Origin of the sequence: Kribbella qitaiheensis (genome assembly GCF_014217565.1) — a bacterium.
Lineage (GTDB): Bacteria > Actinomycetota > Actinomycetes > Propionibacteriales > Kribbellaceae > Kribbella > Kribbella qitaiheensis_A.
The window spans coordinates 4598275-4615515 of the sequence record NZ_CP043661.1 but is presented as its reverse complement, the minus strand read 5'-3'; the positions used below and the strand labels follow the sequence as shown (position 1 = coordinate 4615515).

Sequence of the window (17241 nt, the reverse complement as noted above, 5' to 3'; positions counted from 1 at the left end):
GCAGCGATCAGCCGAGCACGTCCCGCCACACCTTCAGGAACCCGTCCGTGACCGTCTCGGGCCGTACTGCGATCCGCAGCCAATCCGGCCCGAGCCCCGGAAACGTGTCCCCTCGCCGGACCGCATAACCCTGCTCCCGCAACGCTTCCCGGATCGCCGCCGCCCCCTCCACCCGAACGAGCACGAACGGCCCCCGCGGTACGCCGTACGTGCGAACGTCGGCGCCGAGACCAGCCAGCAGGTGAGCTCGCTGGCGGTCCAGATCGAGCGCGGCCTGAGCCGATTCGGCCATTGCGCGTTCGTTGCTGCAAGCAATTGCCGCAGCCAGAGCAGGAGTGGACACCGGCCAGTGCGGCTGTACTGCGGCGAGCTGCTCGATCAACCCGGCAGCGGCGATGACGTAGCCGATCCGGAGCCCGGCCAGCCCCCAGGTCTTCGTCAGGCTGCGGATCACCACCAGACCCGGAATCGACGCTCCGACCAGCGACTCGGGCTCACCCGGTACGGCGTCCATGAAGGCTTCGTCGACGACGAGGATCCGGTCGGGGCGCGCGAGTTCGCGGAGGTCGTCGGCGGGGTGCAGGACGGAGGTCGGGTTGGTGGGATTGCCGATCACCACCAGGTCGGCGTCCGCCGGAACCGCGCCAGGGTCGAACACGAAACCGTCCTCGGGGCGCAGTACGACCCGGTCGACCAGGTGACCGGCCGATCTGAGCGCCGCCTCCGGCTCGGTGAACTGGGGATGCACGACGACCGGGTGCTTCGGGCGGAAGGCGCGGGCGATCAGGACGAACGCTTCGGCGGCGCCGGCGGTCAGCAGGATCTGCTCGGGCGCGCAGCCGTGGCGGGCGGCGATCGCGGCGAGGGCCGCGTCCTGACGCGGGTACGACGCGAGGTCGGTCAGGCCGGCGCTGATCTCGTCGAGCAACCAGGGCGGCGGCGTACCGGCCCTCACATTCACCGCGAGGTCGACCAGCCCACCCCCGACCTCGAGATCACCGTGGTGCTCCAGGTCGAACCCATCCAGGCGATCCATCACCCCAGGAGGCTAACCCGCCCACCACACTCCGTGCGACCGAGTACCGGCGGGGCGTTGGTGGGTCCGGGGGCCGCGATCGACGAGGTCGGATCGGGCCGGGGTGCTGATGGGTGGCGTGAGGTGGGGTCAGCGGGGGGTGACCGTGTAGCGGCGGTTTTGGAGGGAGGGGTTCTGGGTGCGGATCTTGGCGAGGCGGTCGGCGGAGATCTCGGCGACGGCGTGTCCATCGGCCTCGCCGACCGCGGCGATCGCGATGCCCTGTGGGTCGATCACCTGGCTCAGACCGGAGTACTTCTTGCCGTTCTGGGCGGCCGCGGCGACGTAACAGGTGTTCTCGATCGCGCGGGGCCGTGAGCAGGGTGGTCCAGTGGTGCTCCTTGAGCGGACCGCGCACCCAGGCCGCCGGTACTGCGAGGATCTCGGCGCCCGCATCGACCAGCGCCCTCGACAACTCCGGAAAACGTAGGTCGTAGCAAGTCATCAGGCCGACCTTGTGACCCGCGATCCGGACCACCACCGGCGCGACGTCGCCCGGGGTCAACTGGTCCGATTCGCGGTATCCGAACGCGTCGTACAGGTGGATCTTGCGATAAGCGCCGAGCAGTTCGCCATCGGCGCCGACCGCGAGAAGCGTGTTGTACGGCCGCGCTTCGTCACAACTGCGCTCGAACATGCCCGCGACGATCGCCGTACCGTGTTCGGCCGCGCTCTTCCGGAGCGCGCTGACGAACTCGCCGTCCAGCGGTTCGGCCAACGGCCCGACCGATCCGCCGTCCGCGGCGAAGTCCGCCATCATCGCCTCGGGCAGGACGACCAGGTCAGGTTCGTCCCGCGCGGCGTCGGCGACGAGCTGGATCAGGAGGTCGCGGTTCGCGGCCTTGTCCTGCGTACTGGCGGTCTGGATCACGGCGATCTTCACCTCTCCATGGTGCCGCATCCGCGCAGTACTTGAACCTGACGCGATGTCAGGTCCTAGCGTCAAGCATGAACACCGACGACAGGACCTGGCGGATCGGCGAGCTGGCCAAGGCGACCGGGGTCAGCATGCGGTCGCTGCATCACTACGACGCGATCGGGCTGCTGCAGCCAATACGGTGCAGTGGTGCGGGGCATCGCCTGTACTCCGGCGCCGACGTACGCCGGTTGCATCGGGTCGTCGCGCTGCGCGGATTCGGGCTGACGCTGCCGAGATCGGTCAGGTGCTGGACGGCGAACTCGGCGACCCGCGGGAGCTCGTCCGGCGGCAGCTGGAACAAGTGGACGAGCAACTCGCGACGGCGAACCGGCTGCGGCGGACGTTGCTCGGTGTTCTCGACGGCCTCGACCAGGCGACGGAACCGTCGACGGAGAAGTTGATCGAACTGATCGAAGGGATGACCGCGATGACGCGTGCACTGACGCGAGAAGAATTCGACGACTTGAACGAACGCCGCCGGGCACTGCGGGGAGGCGATGACCCCGGCGGAGCTCGAAGCCGCCACCGAAAGCCGCCGCAAGGCAACCGAAGCCCTCTCCGCTGAAGACCTCCAACAGATGACCGCCCGACGAACAGCCTTGATGCCAACGGACTGACACCCGCACCAAACCGCAGCGCGCGGGGGTTGGTGGGGGAGACTGTGGGGGTGGAGTTCGATGTGGTGGTGTTGGCGGGGGGTGCGTCTGCGCGGTTCGGGGGTGTGGACAAGGCGTTGGTGCGGGTGGATGGAGTCACGCTGCTGGATCGGGTGCTGAGGGCAACTAATCTGGCGAGCTCGACGGTGGTGGTGGGTCCTGGGCGGGAGGTTTGCCGGGAGGTTGACTGGGCGGTTGAGGAACCGCCTGCTGGTGGGCCTGTTGCGGGGATCGCCGCGGGGCTGGGGAATGGCGAAGCGGCTGTGGTTGTGGTGGTTTCGTGTGATCTGCCGTGGTTGACGGAGGCAGCGGTGGCGAGTCTGGTCGCGGGAGTGGGCGAGCATGACGGGTACGGGCTGCGGGACAGCGGTGGGCGAGAGCAGTGGCTCGCGGCCGCGTACCGGCGTACTGCGTTGAGCGCCGCGGTCGAAGCGCTCGGTGATCCGCGCAACCAGTCGGTACGACGGTTGTTCGCCGGGCTCGACCTGAGCTGGAGCGAGCCGACCTCCACCGCCGACGACGCCGACACCTGGGCCGACCTCACCCCACCGGCGAGGCCCTGAGAACACTCACCCACCGGACACGCCCTGAAACACGCGACCTCAGGAGGGGCGTGATCAGTGGAGTAGCCGCTCGCTTGGGGCGGTGAGGTGCGCAAGGGGCCGGTACGGTGGGGGTCATGCGAGCTGTCGTGTGTGATGGGGCCGGTGGGGTCGAGGTGCTGCGGGTCGGCGAGATCCCGGATCCGACGCCGGCGGTGGACGAGGTTGTCATCGACGTGGTTGCGGCCGGGGTCAACCGGGCCGATCTGCTGCAGCGGCAAGGGAACTACCCGCCGCCGCCCGGTGCGCCCGGGACGATCGGGCTCGAGGTGTCCGGCACGATCTCCGCGGTCGGCTCCGCGGTCGAGGACTGGTCGATCGGTGACGAGTGCTGCGCGTTGCTCGCGGGTGGTGGATATGCCGAGAAGGTTGTAGTACCGGCTCCGCAGGTGATGCCCGTGCCGGAAGGTATCGACCTCGTGAGTGCGGCGGCGCTGCCCGAGGTGGTGGCGACGGTGTGGTCGAACATCTTCATGACGGCGCACCTGAAGGAAGGCGAGACGCTGCTCGTCCACGGCGGCGCGTCGGGGATCGGCACGATGGCGATCCAGTTGGGTGTCGCGCATGGTGCCCGGGTGATTTGCACGGTCGGAAGTACGGACAAGATGGATTTCTGTACGCGGCTCGGTGCCGACGTCGCGATCAACTACAAGGACGCCGAGTGGGCGTCGGTGGTGAACGAGGCGACGAACAAGGCCGGCGCCGACGTCATCCTCGACATCATGGGCGCGAAGTACCTGTCGGACAACGTGAAGACGCTCGCCTACGACGGCCGCCTGGTCGTGATCGGCATGCAGGGCGGCACCCGCGGCGAGATCGACCTCGGCCGGTTGATGAGCCGGCGCGGCTCCATCACCGGGGCCGGGCTACGGGTCCGGTCGGTCGAGGACAAGGGCCGCATCCTCGCCGAGGTGGTCGGCCACGTGTGGCCGCTGGTCGCCGCGAAGAAGGTCCGCCCGATCGTCCACCGCACCTTCCCCCTGGACGCCGTCGCCCAGGCCCACGAGACCCTCGAACAATCCACCCAGATCGGCAAGGTCCTCCTCACCCTCTGAAGACCCCCGTACTGCGGGCCCCGGTCTTTCAGGAGGCGGGCAGATTGGCCGCCAGCCAGTCGGGATCAGGGGCGACCAGTTGGATGACGTCGATCCAGGTGCCTTCGGGGTCGCGGACGTGGAAGTGGCGCTGGCCCCAGACCTCGGTGACGACCTCGCCCTCCAGCGGTACGCCTGCCTCGGTCAGCGCCTGGGCGACCTTGTCGGCGTCCTCGACGATGAAGCCGAAGACGTTCGTGCTGTCCTTCGCTGCGGACACCGCGGCCGGCACCGACTCGTGGCCGCGTTCGGTGATCGCGAGCTCCCAGCTCGCGTCGCCCCGGCGGACGCAGATGAACCAGCCCAGGTCGATCGTGATCTGCAGCTCGAAGTGTTGCTGATAGAACGCGGCGACCTCAGCGGGCTTGGAGGTGACCACGGTGGCGCCGAAGGCGGCGGGTTGCATACGTTCTCCTGACTACTACAACTGTCGTTGTTGACCACGACAGTTGTAGTACATAGCTGCTACAGTTGTCAACGTGCCCAGGAACCCGGAACGCCGCACCCAGCTGGCCGACGCCGGCCTCGCCGTACTGGCCGAGTCCGGCGCCCGCGGCCTGACCCATCGCGCGGTCGATGCTGCGGCCGGCCTGCCCGCGGGTACGGCGTCGAACTACTTCCGCACCCGCGACGCCCTGCTCGGCGCCCTCGGCGAGCGAATCTTCGAACGCCTCGCCCCCGACGACGCAGTACTTGCACCACTCGCCGAACGCGAGCCGTCGATCGACCTGGTCGTCGACTACGTGCGCTACATCGTCGAGCGACTCCTCGGCCGCCCCGAGCTCTCACTCGCCCTGTTCGATCTCCGCCTCGAAGCCGCCCGCAACCCAGGCCTGCACGAGATCCTGGCGCGCACCCTCCGGCAGGGCTTCGACACCGACGTCTCGTTCCACGTCCAAGCCGGCCTGCCGGGCGGCGCCGAAGAGGTCCGGCTGCTCCATTTCGCGCTCGACGGCCTCGTCCTGGACCAACTCACCCCAGGCACCGGCCGCCCGTACGACATCGACGCCATCACCGCCAAGATCGTCCGCCGCCTGGTCCGATCCGAGTAGGCACACACAACGCACCATTGACCAGCAGATACTGAGTATGCATACTCAGTATCTATGTCGATCAAACACGGGCTGCTGGCCCTGCTGCGGACAGAGCCCAAGTACGGGTACCAACTGCGCGGGGAGTTCGAAGCCGCCACCGGTTCCACCTGGCCGCTGAACATCGGGCAGGTCTACACCACCCTGACCCGGCTGGAGCGGGACGGATTCGTCGCGGCCGCTCACGGCGAGGGGGACGGCGACGGCCGATCGATGTACGAGATCACCGATGCCGGCCGGGCCGAGCTGATCAACTGGTTCGAGACCCCGGTGACGCGCGAGTCGCGGCCGCGGGACGAGCTGGCGATCAAGCTGGCCCTCGCGCTCGCAGTACCGGGGGTGAACGTGACCGCGGTGGTGCAGCGGCAACGCGGCTCGACGATGCAGGCGCTGCAGGAGATGACCCGGCTGAAGCGCCAGAGCAGCGACGGCGACATCTCCTGGCGCCTCGTCCTGGAGTCGATGATCTTCGCCGCCGAGGCCGAGATCCGCTGGCTCGACCACTGCGAGGCGATGCTCTCGCGCCATCAGAAAACACAGCCTCAAAAAGCGTCCGTGAGCAAGCCGCAGAACACCGACCCGGGGGTCCGACGATGAACAGCATTCTGGATATCCGCAAGCTGACCCGGCAGCACGGCACGGGCGACCAAGCCGTGTACGCGCTCCGCGGCGTCGATCTGGCCGTCGCCACCGGCGAGCTGGTCGCGGTGATGGGGCCCTCCGGATCCGGCAAGTCGACCCTGCTCACCTGCGCGGGCGGACTCGACCAGCCGACCAGCGGCGAGATCCTGATCGACGGCAACGACATCACGACGCTCAGCCGGAACTCCGTCGCCGCCCTGCGCCGCCGCCGGATCGGCTACGTCTTCCAGGACTTCAACCTGATCCCCGCACTCACCGCGGCCGAGAACGTCGCACTTCCGCTAGAACTGGACGGTGCCCGTGCCCGTACCGCGCGCAAGTACGCCGAAGCTGCCCTGCTGGAGGTGGCCATCCCTGAGCTGGCCGACAGGTTTCCCGACGACATGTCCGGTGGGCAGCGGCAGCGGGTCGCGATCGCCCGCGCGATCGTCGGCGAACGGCGGCTCCTCCTCGCCGACGAGCCGACCGGAGCACTCGACTCCGACACCGGCGAGGCAGTCCTCCAACTGCTCCGCGACCGCTGCGACCAGCACGGCATCGGCGGCGTCCTCGTCACCCACGACGCCCGGCACGCCGCCTGGGCGGACCGCGTCGTCTACCTGCGCGATGGTGTCCTGGTAGGCCAGGCCGGCCCGCTGCCCGAGGCCGACGTCCTGCTGGAAGCCCGCTGATGGGACACAACTGGGGACCGGCCCTCCGGATAGCACGCCGTACCGCGCTTCGCTCGCCCGGCCGCACCGCGTTGATCGCGGCGCTGATCGGCCTGCCGGTAATGGCCGCGAGCTGGCTCGGCATGTTGGCGCTCAGCATGTCCCCGACCGGAGAAGCGCGGGCGACCGAGTTGATCGGCAAGGCGGATGCGCAGGTTGTCGTGACCGTCCACCAGACCGTCACGGTCGACTACCAGCAGGTCGAGAACGGCGGCTACAAGTACAGCCAGGATCCCAGCAAGGACGTGCAACGCGATCCTGGCAAGGTCGACCTGTCGCAGCTCCTTCCCGCCGGAACGAAACTGGCCGCCCGGACCAGCACGATCTCCACGACGACGATCAGGACCACCGGCTCGGCCGCTGCCTCCTACCCGGTCGACCTGGTGGACGGGACCGCCGGCCTGTCGACCGGCACCTATTTGCTGGACCAGGGACGATTGCCATCAGCAACGAATGAGGTTGCCCTCAGCCCGGCACTCGCCAAACATCTCGGCCTGCTGACCGGCGGAAAACTCAAGCCGGGCGCCGAGATCTCGGCCCAGGACGGGCCCAGCTACCAGGTGGTCGGCATCGCCAAGACCCCGGCCGCGACCAAGGCCAGGTCGATCTGGGCACCGCCCACTTCGCCCTTGGCCAGCCAGGGCGCGGACGCCGAGCGAGGGTATCTGGCGGACCTTCCCGCCACCGCGGAGCTGCAAGCCCTGCAGGAAAAACTGGCCGGCCAAGGGGTCGTACTCACGCCTCGGGCCGTCATCGTCGACCCGCCGGCCGGCTTCGAAAACTCGTACGCCGGCAGCGGGATCGCCGTGATGATGCTGGTGATCGGCTTCGGCGTACTCGAGATCGTCCTGCTCGCCGGTACGGCGTTCGCGGTCGGCGCCCGGCGCCAGACCCGGACGCTCGGCCTCGTCGCGGCGACGGGCGGCACTCCGGCCGACATCCGCCGCATCGTGCTCGCGCAGGGGATCGTCATCGGTCTGGTCGGCGCCGGCGGCGGCATCGCGGTGGCAGCGGTCGCGCTGGTGGCCGGAAAGCCGTTGTGGGAATCGCTGACCGGCCGGTTGATCACCGAGATTCAGTTCCCGGTCGGCCGGCTCTTGCTGATCGGAGCGATCGGCGCCATCGCGGGGTTGCTGGCGGCCGTGGTACCGGCGCATACGGCCGCGAAGCAGCCGCCGATGGCTGCGTTGGCCGGGCGATTCGCGACGTCCGGGAGGGCCACCAAGCTGCGGCGGCCCGCGCTGCTCCTGGTCGCGGGCGGCGTCGTCGCCGTCGTTCTCGGCACCAGCTGGATGGCAGCCATCTATGCACATCACAAGAAGGACGCGGCCGCCGATCCCAACGTCTACCAGGGCGGGATCACCCCGGAGCAGCCGATCGCGCTGATCCTGCTCGGCATCACCTGCGTGATCGCCGGCCTGGTCTGGGTGCTGCCGAATCTGATCGCGCGGGCCGCCACCATCGGCAAAGCGCTCCCGCTGAGCGGACGGCTCGCCCTCCGCGACGCCGCACGGCACCGGCACCGGACCGGTCCGGCCGCAGCCGCGATCATGATGTCGGTCGCGGGGACCGCGGCGATGGCCTTCGCGTTGGCCAACTCCTTCGCGGCGTCGGCCAAGGACTATGTGCCGACAGGGCGGGACGGCGACGCGATCGTCAGGTACAACGGCGACAACACGAGCACGGGCAACACCGGAACCGTGATCTGGACCGCCGCGCTGGAGCGGAACGTGGCCGGCGCCTTGCCGACCAAGAGCATCAGCCGGCTCGGTCCGGTGAACCCGCCGGGAGCCCACTCCGAGCGGCAGGGCCAGTTCGTCTACACGGATCCCTTGGTGGCGTTCCCGCTGGGCGCTCACATGGCGGCCGCGCCCTTGCTGGCGGTCGATCCGGACTTCATCGCGAGTCTCGGTGGCAACGGCACCGAGATGGCCGCTGAACTTCGGGCCGGCAAGATCATCGTCCAGACGCCCGGTTTCGAAGGCGACAAAGCGCGGCTGGGCACCTGGGCCGGGACAGCGTCCGGCAAGGAACGACAGATCCTCGTCAGCAAGCTGAAGCCGTCCCACGAACTCGCAGCCTTCGAGCGGCAGGCCCTGGTCGCGACGCAGACAGCCAAGACGCTCGGCACGATCACCGTCCAGCAGACACATCTCGCACTCACCCGCGAACCGACCAAGACCGAACTCGAGACCGCGGCGAACTTCCTCGGTTCCGAGGACGCCCTGAAGATCGAGAAGGGCTACGAGAGTCCGGCCGACCTGGCGCTCGTCATCCTGTTGTCCGCCGCCGGTGTGGTGACCTTGCTCGGTGTCGCGATCGCCGTCTCGCTGTCGGCCGCGGAGGGCCGGGCCGACCTCGCGACGCTGGCGGCGGTGGGAGCCAAACCACGCCAGCGGCGCAGCCTCGCCGCTGCCCAGGCCTGGTTGATCGGCCAACTCGGATGCGTGCTCGGGGTGTTCGTCGGTGCCCTGTACGGCTACACGGCCCGGGTCGCCTTCGGTTCGCCGTACTTCGCGATCCCGTGGCGGGAGCTGGGTGGCATCGTGGTCGTGATCCCGTTGGCCGCGGGCCTGCTCGCCTGGCTGTTGACCCGCTCTCGGCTGCCCATGGTCAGCCGGATCGACTAGAGCCTTCCCGGCCTCGCCACGATTGCCCCCTCAGGCATCGACTGCGGCGAGGCCCGGGTAGGCGACCGGGTACGCCGGCGTACTGGCGACTCGTCGCCGGCCGCACTCGCAGCGCTGGTAGACGAGCAGGCCCTCACTGACCTGATGTGCGGATTCGACGCTCCACCGGTGCCGGTGGCCTGCTGCTGGAGTGGCTTCTCTGGTACTCATGGCACCATCGTGATGTAATGCCATTGTGCATCTCAACCCTTACGGCGCCGACGCGGTCCTACTGGCCGTCAACCTGGTGACGAACCCGGCCGCTACTCCGGCCGAGCTGGCCGAGCGATGCGAGGAGAGCGGCGTCGAAAGCCGCCTGGTCCGCAACCGGGAGGTGACCCAGGCCGACCTGGCCGCAGTACGGGTAGCACTCGACGAGTGGCTGGCTGTAGTCGATGCGCCGGATGAGGTGACCCGGGTGAAGCTGGCCAACGAGATGCTGGCGAAGTACACCGAGCATCCGCGGCTGACGAACCACGCCGGCGATGGGTGGCACATGCACTACCGCCCCGACAACGTTCCGGTCGGGCGCCTGGTCGCGACGCTGATCAGCACCGGCACAGCCCTGCACCTGGCCGGCCGTGGAATCACGCGACTGGGCCGCTGCAGCACGGACGGCTGCGACAACGTGTACGCCGACCTGTCCCGCGGTGGCCGCCAGCGCTACTGCAGCCCCGCCTGCGCCAACCGCGACGCCGTCCGCAGGCACCGCTCCAGGCACTAGCCCCCGATGCGCTAGCACCAGGGATCTAGGATGGCTGAATGAGCGAGAGCAGCAGCGAGGGCCAGGGGATGCCGATGGCCGGCGCCCAGACCGAGGACGGCAAGATCCTGATCGTCGGTCCGGACGGCATGGCCGTCGAGGGGCCGCCGCGCGCCGAGGACGACCATGAGCACGACGAGGAGCCACGCTCGGTGACGGAGCTCGTCGAGCAGCCGGCCAAGGTGATGCGGGTGGCGAACATGGTCCGCCAGCTGCTCGAAGAGGTGAAGTCCGCGCCGCTCGACGAGGCCAGCCGGCAGCAGCTGAAAACGATCCACGAGGCCTCCATCAAGGAGCTGGAAAGCGGCCTGGCGCCGGAGCTGGTCGAAGAGCTGGAACGGCTCAGCCTCGACTTCACCGACGACAGCACGCCGACCGAGGCCGAACTGCGGATCGCGCAGGCCCAGCTGGTCGGCTGGCTCGAAGGACTGTTCCACGGCATCCAGACCGCTCTGTTCGCCCAGCAGATGGCGGCCCGGCAGCAGCTCGAGTCGATGCGCCGCGCACTGCCAGGTGGCCAGCAACTGCCGCCGGAAGAGGGCCAGTTCCCCGGTTCCCCGCAGGCCGGCAACACCGACGGCCCCGGCAGCGGCGGGATGTACCTGTGAACCCGAGCCAGCTGTAGCGGTCAGAACCCTTGTAAAACAACAGCAGTTGTAGCGCTTTCAGAGCGCGAAGAGCTCTTCGAGGACGGTGGCGACACCGTCCTCGTTGTTTGCCGGGCAGACGACGTCGATCATTGCCAGTACTTCGGGGTGCGCGTTCGCCACGCCGTATGACGTACCGGCCCAGGCGAGCATCGGCAGATCGTTGAGCGAGTCCCCGAACGCGATCGTCTCGGCGGCCGAAATCCCTTGCTCCGCAGCGAAATCGGCCAGCATGGTCGCCTTCGAGACTCCGCTCGCAGCGATCTCCACCAGGCTGTGGCCGCCACTGTGGCTGGCCGCGACGCGCTGCCCGACCAGTGGATGGATCCGGGCCAGCAGGTCGTCGGAGTGCCAGCTGGGATGGCGGACCAGCAGTTTCGCGGCCGGTTCGGCGAGCAGTTCGTCCAACTCGGCGACCAGGGTGTCGGCCGGCATCGGCCAGCGGTTCAGGTACTTCGGTTCCTGTCCGTAACGGTTCGATCGCTCGATCGCGAACTCCACGTCCGGAATCTCGGCCCGGATCGCCCGCGCCACCGACAACGCGACGGCCGGATCGATCATCCGGGTCCGGATCGCCTTGCGCTGAACGACGTCGTAGAGAATGGCGCCGTTGGCAACGATCGCGACACCGTGCGCGCCGACCAGGTCGGCCAGTTCGTCCAGCCAACGAGGTGGCCGCGCGGTGACCATCACGAAAACACTGCCGGCTTCCTGCGCCGCGAGGACCGCGGCCTTGGTCCGCGGCGAGACCGAACGGTCGTCGCGTACCAAGGTTCCGTCAAGATCGGTCGCGATCAGACGCGGTGGGCGGTCCGTTCTCTGCTCTGACACCAGACCACCGTAACTGGTCCTCCAGGGTGCTCCAATACTCCTACCGGACCACCTGGCGCAACCATTTGGACATCGTTTTCCCTGCAATCTGGTTGACTGTTGAACATCGTCACCAGACCGTTACGGCAGGATGCTGCAAAGGCAGCTAGTTCCCATGCACAGCAGCGTTTGCGCGTGATTTCATGCGGGGGCCAGTGGGGAACCGGGGGCGATTCACCCGCGTCGTACGCCTGTTCTGGATCGCAAGATCTGGCGCAGTCCCATCCCGGCGAACAGCGTCGCGGAACTGATACTGAATTTGGTGCAACCAAATCCACATCAGCGACGTCAACAGTAATGGATCGGTGCGTCTCGCGCCGGACGACAGGGTGGGTCGGCAACAGACGGTCGGTCCATCAGCTAGTGGACTCGGTTTGTTCGGGCGTGATTCATCGTTCGTTCATATGAGTCCTGGAACTTGGGGAGCCACGATGACTGTCAACAGCGCCACGATAGCGGGGCAAGGGAGCAGCGTCTCCCGAGCGGCTGTCGACACATCTTCCATCATGGAAGGGGCCATGACCGGCTGCAGTGCCCGGACAGACATTTTCCAGCACCGCTTGATGGAAGAGCCGCCGCCCGCGTCCGCGACCCGGCGTACCAGGGAGCGCTACGACCAGCTGGTCCGTGAGGCCAAGACGCTCTGCGCGTCCTGCCCGTTGTTCACCGACTGCCTGTTCAGCGCCGTTGCCGAGCACGATGTCAGCGGATTCGTCGCCGGAACCACGGCGGCACAGCGCAGGTCGATGCGTAACCTGCTGAACGTCGAGGTCCAGACCGACGACTTCGACCAGTTGGCCGGCGCCCGCGGTACGCGTCGCCCGGTCAGCCACGAAGAAGTCCTGCGGCTGCGGACGCAGTACCCGAACGACAGCCTGGAGTCCCTGGCCATGCGGCTCGGATGCTCGCTGTCGACGGTGAAGCGCCACCTGCGCAGGGCCCGGCGCGGCCAGAGCCCCGCCAGCAAGGCCCCGCGTCGCCGCCCGGAGGTCAGCGCCGTCCTGGACGCGTTCGACGCCGTGGTGGACCAGCCCTGCCGGGCGCCGCGACCAGGCACCACCCGCGTCGCCTGATTCCTGAAGACGGTCACTGATACTCGGCCCGCCAGCGGACTATCAGCAGCGAAGGCCTGTCCGGGGAACAATTGCACCAGGATCGAATAGCTGGCGCGATCCGGCACCCGGTGCGATAGTTCGCGTCAGAACCAGCGGTTGAGCACAGCCGCGACGCCGTCGTCCTGGACCGACTTGGTCACCTCGTCGGCGGCCACCTTCACCTCGTCGGGCGCCGAGCCCATCGAGATGCCGAGCCCTGCGTAGACGAGCATCTCGATGTCGTTGCGGCCGTCGCCGATCGCCAGCAGGTCGGCCGGTTCCAGGTCGAGCTGCGCCAGCGCCACCTTCAGGCCGGTGCTCTTGTCCACGCCTTCGGGCGCGATGTCGAGCCAGGCCGTCCAGCCGACGAAGTAGCTGACCCCGTGCAGGCCGAGTCGCCCGGCCAGCTGGACGAAGTCCGCCTCCGACGCGTCCGGGTCGCGGATGATCAACCTGGTCACCGGCTCCGGCGCCAGCTCGGCGTCGGTGACCACCCGGATCGCCGCACCGGTCCCGAGGTCGCCGTCCGGAAACGGCTGGGTCACCCGGTAGCCGTGCCGGCCGTGGCCGTGCTCTTCGACGGCCATCCGGGCGTTCGGCGCGTGCTCACGCACCGAGGCGATCACGGTCGACGGATCGAAGGTGCGCTCGTCGACCACGTCGCCGGACGGAAACCGGACGGTTCGCGCACCGTTGCTGGCGACAACGAATCCGTCCGGCAGGCCGAGCAGCTCGGCCACCGGCTGGGTGGTCTGGTAGGCCCGGCCGGTGGCCAGGATGATCGGCACCTGGCCGGCCGCCCGGCGGACGGCGTCGATCACGGCCTCCGAGATCCGCTCGTCGTGGTCGATCAGCGTTCCGTCGATGTCGAGGGCAACGGCCTTGGGCCGCCAGCCGTTGGTCATCTGGCAACCGGTTCGAGGACCTCGCGGCCACCGACGTACGGTCGCAGCGCGGCCGGCACCCGGACCGAGCCGTCCGCCTGCTGGTGCGTCTCGAGGATCGCGACCAGCCAGCGGGTGGTGGCCAGCGTGCCGTTCAGCGTCGCGACCGACTGGGACTTGCCGTCGGCATCGCGGTGCCTGATGTTCAGCCGGCGGGCCTGGTAGTCGGTGCAGTTCGAGGTGGAGGTGAGCTCGCGGTACGCGCCCTGGGTCGGCACCCACGCCTCGCAGTCGAACTTCCGGTACGCCGAACCACCCAGATCGCCGGTCGCGGTGTCGATCACCCGGTAGGCCAGTTCCATCTTGTCCAGCATCTCCTTCTCCCAGCCGAGCAGCCGCTGGTGCTCCGCGGCGGCGTCTTCCAGGCTGCAGTAGGAGAACATCTCGACCTTGTCGAACTGGTGGACGCGGATGATCCCGCGGGTGTCCTTGCCGTGCGAACCGGCCTCGCGGCGGTAGCAGGACGACCAGCCGGCGTACCGGACCGGGCCGTTGGACAGGTCGATGATCTCGTCCATGTGGTACCCGGCCAGCGGGACCTCCGACGTGCCGACCAGGTAGAGCTCGGGCTCCTCCAGCCGGTAGACGTCGTCGTGGGCGTTCAGGTAGCCGGTGCCGCCCATCACCTCGGGCTTGACCAGGCTGGGCGTGATCATCGGGGTGAAGCCGTTCTCCACCGCCTGGGCGATCGCCAGCTGGAGCATGCCGAGCTGGAGCAGCGCGCCGACGCCCTTGAGGAAGTAGAACCGGGCGCCGGACACCTTCGCGCCGCGCTCCATGTCGATCGCGCCGAGCAGCTCGCCCAGCTCGAGGTGGTCGCGCGGCTCGAAGCCCTCGGCCTCGAAGTCGCGCGGCTTGCCGATCTCCTCGAGCACGACGAAGTCCTTCTCGCCGCCGACCGGAGCCTCGTCGGAGACCAGGTTCGGCAGTGCGCGGGAGAACTCGTCGAACCGGGCCTCGGCCTCGTTCGCCGCGGCCTCGGTCACCTTCACCTCGGCCGACAGCGCCTTGGTCCGCTCCAGCAGCGCGGTCCGCTCGTCGCCCTTGGCCTGGGCGACCTGCTTGCCGAGCCCCTTCTGCTCGGCCCGCAACGATTCGAACGCCGCGATGGACGATCGACGATCACCGTCGGCCGCCAGAACCTGGTCGACCAGGCCGGTACTCTCGCCGCGTTTGGTCAGGGCCGCACGGACGACATCGGGATTCTCACGGAGCAATTTGGCATCGATCACACCCAGAGGGTATCGGGGCGTGTCTGCGGCGGCGAAGTCTATTCGGGATGATGAGCTTGTGTCCCGCCCCGGGCGGGGACACCGACTAGGCGATCTGCGCCGGTACTTCGAGGGGGAATCGAGCGGGCGATGAATCATCATCCACCCAGTAATCTCGGCCGTGCGGTGACGGTCGTTCTGGGTGCGTTGCCGTTCACGGTGATCACCCTGCTCGTCTTCAACACCTGGCCGCCGCTGCGCCGGTGGGACCTGTCCGTCGCGACCGAGGTCGCGGAGTACGGGGCCACGCACCAGAACGTCGTCCGGTTCTGGGAGGTGGTCTCGGCGGTCACGGTGCCGTGGACCGCGCGCGGGATCATCGTGGTGGTGGCGGCTTACCTGTGGCATCGCCGGGCCCGTCTGCTGGCCGTCTGGCTGGTGGTGACGGCAGGCGCCGAACTCGGCCTGGCCCAGGCCGTCAAGCACATCTTCCACCGGCCACGACCGGTCGAGATGCTCGTCGAGGCTGACGGCTGGTCCTACGTATCCGGCCATGCCACCGCCGCCTTCGTGCTCGCCGGCGCACTCGGTGTGGTGCTGCCGTCCGTACGCGGCTGGCGGCGGCGGTTCCGCCTGCTGGTCACCCTGCCGACCATCGCCGTCGTCTGGATCGTCTCGGTGGACCGGGTCGTGCTGGACGTTCAGTACGTCTCGGACGTGCTCGGCGGCTGGGCGCTCGGCCTGGCCATCCTGACCGCCACCTCCATCGGCTTCGGTCTTCGCCCCGGACTGCGCCGCCGCCGGCGCCGGACCATCACGGCCGGCGACTCGTCCCCGCTACGGGCGGCGGTGATCGTCAACCCGATCAAGGTCGGGGACGGGGTCGCGTTCCGGCGGAAGATCACCCGGGCGCTGGCCGTCCGCGGGTACGACGACCCGCTCTGGCTGGAGACCCGGATCGACGACGCCGGGAACGCGATGGCCAAGCGCGCGATCGAGCACGAGCCGGACCTGGTCCTGGTGGCCGGCGGCGACGGCACGGTCCGGGTGGTCTGCGCGGCGCTGTCCAACACCGGCATCCCGGTCGGGGTGATCCCGGCCGGCACCGGCAACCTGCTCGCCAGGAACCTGCACATCCCGCTCGACCTGGACGACGCGCTGGAGCGGATCCTGGACGGCCGGGACCGGCGGATCGACCTGGTCAAGGTGCACGGCGACGGCCTGGACACCGACCGGTTCGCGGTGATGGCCGGCCTCGGGCTGGACGCCGCGATCATCTCGGAGGCGCCGCCCCACCTGAAGGCGCAGATCGGCTGGACGGCGTACCTGGTCTCGGCGGCCAGGAACATCAACCATCCGTCCGTCCAGGTCCGGATCCGGCTGGACGACGACGAGCCGGTCGAGCGCCGGGTCCGGACCGTCGTGATCGGCAACGTCGGCATGCTGCAGGCGAACATCCCGCTGCTGCCCGACGCCCGGCCGGACGACGGCCTGATCGACGTGGTGGTGATCGCGCCTCGGCGGGTGACCCAGTGGCCGCTGGTGTTCTGGCGGGTGATGACCCGGACCAAGCGGACCGAGATGTACCTCGAACGCTTCACCGGGCGGAAGGTCGAGATCAACGCCGCGGCCGACGTCCAGCGTCAGCTCGACGGTGACGGGATCGGGATGGGCCGGTGGCTCACGGCCGAGGTCGAGCCGGGCTCACTGGTGGTCCGGGTCCCCAAGCGCCGGTGACGCCTCCTTGCGGAGCGTCTCGATCGCCTCTTCCTCCTCCGGCGAGAGCTTCGAATCGCTCTCGAACCCGGAGACCTCCTTGGCGTACGAGCGGGCGTCGTTGCGGCTGTTGATGGACGTCAGGACGACGCCGTCTCCGTTGTCGTCCAGCAGCGCCATCGACCAGGACAGCCGGCCACCCATGTCGCCGTACGCGTCGTACCGGACCACGGCGAGGTGCTGCAGCGTCTCCCGCAGCTCGTTGCGGGCGTCCTCCAGCTCCTTGCTGAGTCTCCGCAGCTCGGACTTCACCGTGCCGGGCTTCTGCGGCTCCGGCTCGGGCTCGGGCTCGGTCTGCAGTGCCTGGGCCTGCGCCCGCGCTGCCTGGGCCTGGGCCGGGGTCGCGGGCAGCTTCTGGGTGTTCTTGGGAGCACCGGACTGTGCCCGGAGCGCCTGGATGGCGAACACGAGGGCAAGGGCCGCCACGAACAGGGCGGCGATCCCGAAAGCGCCGGCTAACGTCGAAGACACGGATGGC

At 68.8% G+C, this 17241-nt stretch carries 19 protein-coding genes and 1 pseudogene; 11 read left to right on the top strand and 9 right to left on the bottom strand.

The genetic code is table 11. The annotated features are described in order from the left end of the window. Window positions 1-7: 7 nt before the first annotated feature. The 3 genes and pseudogenes from cobC to F1D05_RS42055 all read right to left on the bottom strand — a co-directional run. Window positions 8-1036 carry an Rv2231c family pyridoxal phosphate-dependent protein CobC gene (gene cobC / locus F1D05_RS21780; RefSeq protein ID WP_185441991.1) on the bottom strand — a complete coding sequence of 343 codons (1029 nt, stop codon included), beginning with the start codon at window positions 1034-1036 and terminating at the stop codon, window positions 8-10. Window positions 1037-1165: 129 nt separating this feature from the next. Further along, window positions 1166-1471 carry a nitrilase-related carbon-nitrogen hydrolase gene (locus tag F1D05_RS42060; RefSeq protein ID WP_281388703.1) on the bottom strand — a complete coding sequence of 102 codons (306 nt, stop codon included), beginning with the start codon at window positions 1469-1471 and terminating at the stop codon, window positions 1166-1168. After that, a pseudogene (locus tag F1D05_RS42055) lies at window positions 1455-1976 on the bottom strand (nitrilase-related carbon-nitrogen hydrolase); the annotation flags it as partial. The gene F1D05_RS42060 and the pseudogene F1D05_RS42055, both read right to left, overlap by 17 nt. 47 nt (window positions 1977-2023) lie before the next feature. Between F1D05_RS42055 and F1D05_RS21770 the strand changes: the two are divergent. The 3 genes from F1D05_RS21770 (at window position 2024) to F1D05_RS21760 (ending at window position 4307) form a co-directional block, all read left to right on the top strand. Further along, window positions 2024-2395, top strand: a complete 372-nt coding sequence (locus tag F1D05_RS21770; protein ID WP_185441990.1) for a MerR family transcriptional regulator — start codon at window positions 2024-2026, stop codon at window positions 2393-2395. Window positions 2396-2643: 248 nt separating this feature from the next. After that, on the top strand, window positions 2644-3213 hold the full coding sequence (gene mobA / locus F1D05_RS21765) for a molybdenum cofactor guanylyltransferase (protein WP_343066499.1): 570 nt from the start codon (window positions 2644-2646) through the stop codon (window positions 3211-3213). A gap of 116 nt (window positions 3214-3329) precedes the next feature. Further along, a complete protein-coding gene (locus F1D05_RS21760; RefSeq protein WP_185441989.1) occupies window positions 3330-4307 on the top strand; it encodes an NAD(P)H-quinone oxidoreductase in 978 nt (325 codons plus the stop codon). A 28-nt stretch (window positions 4308-4335) separates the two neighbouring features. On the opposite strand, the gene F1D05_RS21755 is transcribed toward F1D05_RS21760, so the two are convergent. Then, the gene (locus F1D05_RS21755; RefSeq protein WP_185441988.1) at window positions 4336-4752 is read right to left on the bottom strand and encodes a VOC family protein; all 417 of its coding nucleotides are present in this window, start codon (window positions 4750-4752) and stop codon (window positions 4336-4338) included. A gap of 73 nt (window positions 4753-4825) precedes the next feature. Between F1D05_RS21755 and F1D05_RS21750 the strand changes: the two genes are divergently transcribed. Genes F1D05_RS21750 through F1D05_RS21735 form a run of 4 tightly spaced genes read left to right on the top strand, consistent with a single transcriptional unit; the run spans window position 4826 to window position 9419 of the window. Then, window positions 4826-5398 carry a TetR/AcrR family transcriptional regulator gene (locus F1D05_RS21750; protein ID WP_185441987.1) on the top strand — a complete coding sequence of 191 codons (573 nt, stop codon included), beginning with the start codon at window positions 4826-4828 and terminating at the stop codon, window positions 5396-5398. A 54-nt stretch (window positions 5399-5452) separates the two neighbouring features. Beyond that, on the top strand, window positions 5453-6034 hold the full coding sequence (locus F1D05_RS21745) for a PadR family transcriptional regulator (protein WP_185441986.1): 582 nt from the start codon (window positions 5453-5455) through the stop codon (window positions 6032-6034). Beyond that, window positions 6031-6750, top strand: a complete 720-nt coding sequence (locus tag F1D05_RS21740; RefSeq protein WP_185441985.1) for an ABC transporter ATP-binding protein — start codon at window positions 6031-6033, stop codon at window positions 6748-6750. Before F1D05_RS21745 ends, F1D05_RS21740 begins: the two co-directional genes overlap by 4 nt. Next, the gene (locus tag F1D05_RS21735; protein ID WP_185441984.1) at window positions 6750-9419 is read left to right on the top strand and encodes an FtsX-like permease family protein; all 2670 of its coding nucleotides are present in this window, start codon (window positions 6750-6752) and stop codon (window positions 9417-9419) included. The genes F1D05_RS21740 and F1D05_RS21735 overlap by 1 nt, the downstream gene beginning before the upstream one ends. Before the next feature lie 30 nt (window positions 9420-9449). On the opposite strand, the gene F1D05_RS21730 is transcribed toward F1D05_RS21735, so the two are convergent. Next, window positions 9450-9629 (bottom strand): hypothetical protein, encoded by a 180-nt coding sequence (locus F1D05_RS21730; protein WP_206685789.1) that lies wholly within the window; start codon window positions 9627-9629, stop codon window positions 9450-9452. 25 nt (window positions 9630-9654) lie between these two features. On the opposite strand from F1D05_RS21730, the gene F1D05_RS21725 reads away from it, so the two are divergent. Together F1D05_RS21725 and F1D05_RS21720 are read left to right on the top strand one after the other, a co-directional pair. Beyond that, window positions 9655-10182 (top strand): CGNR zinc finger domain-containing protein, encoded by a 528-nt coding sequence (locus tag F1D05_RS21725; protein WP_185441982.1) that lies wholly within the window; start codon window positions 9655-9657, stop codon window positions 10180-10182. A gap of 38 nt (window positions 10183-10220) precedes the next feature. Next, window positions 10221-10829, top strand: a complete 609-nt coding sequence (locus F1D05_RS21720) for a bacterial proteasome activator family protein (protein ID WP_185441981.1) — start codon at window positions 10221-10223, stop codon at window positions 10827-10829. 57 nt (window positions 10830-10886) lie between these two features. Here the strand turns inward: F1D05_RS21720 and F1D05_RS21715 are convergent, their stop codons facing one another. After that, a complete protein-coding gene (locus tag F1D05_RS21715; RefSeq protein WP_246485844.1) occupies window positions 10887-11699 on the bottom strand; it encodes an HAD family hydrolase in 813 nt (270 codons plus the stop codon). Between the two features lie 557 nt (window positions 11700-12256). Between F1D05_RS21715 and F1D05_RS21710 the strand changes: the two genes are divergently transcribed. After that, window positions 12257-12811 (top strand): WhiB family transcriptional regulator, encoded by a 555-nt coding sequence (locus tag F1D05_RS21710; RefSeq protein WP_185441980.1) that lies wholly within the window; start codon window positions 12257-12259, stop codon window positions 12809-12811. A 125-nt stretch (window positions 12812-12936) separates the two neighbouring features. On the opposite strand, the gene F1D05_RS21705 is transcribed toward F1D05_RS21710, so the two are convergent. Further along, on the bottom strand, window positions 12937-13737 hold the full coding sequence (locus F1D05_RS21705) for an HAD family hydrolase (RefSeq protein WP_185441979.1): 801 nt from the start codon (window positions 13735-13737) through the stop codon (window positions 12937-12939). Next, window positions 13734-15008 (bottom strand): serine--tRNA ligase, encoded by a 1275-nt coding sequence (gene serS, locus F1D05_RS21700; RefSeq protein ID WP_185441978.1) that lies wholly within the window; start codon window positions 15006-15008, stop codon window positions 13734-13736. Before serS ends, F1D05_RS21705 begins: the two co-directional genes overlap by 4 nt. A gap of 165 nt (window positions 15009-15173) precedes the next feature. Here serS and F1D05_RS21695 point away from each other — a divergent pair, with 165 nt between their 5' ends. Continuing rightward, complete coding sequence (locus tag F1D05_RS21695) at window positions 15174-16724, top strand: diacylglycerol kinase family protein (protein WP_246485843.1); 1551 nt, start codon at window positions 15174-15176, stop codon at window positions 16722-16724. On the opposite strand, the gene F1D05_RS21690 is transcribed toward F1D05_RS21695, so the two are convergent. Then, complete coding sequence (locus F1D05_RS21690; RefSeq protein ID WP_246485842.1) at window positions 16692-17234, bottom strand: DUF4446 family protein; 543 nt, start codon at window positions 17232-17234, stop codon at window positions 16692-16694. The genes F1D05_RS21695 and F1D05_RS21690 overlap by 33 nt on opposite strands. Window positions 17235-17241 lie beyond the last annotated feature (7 nt).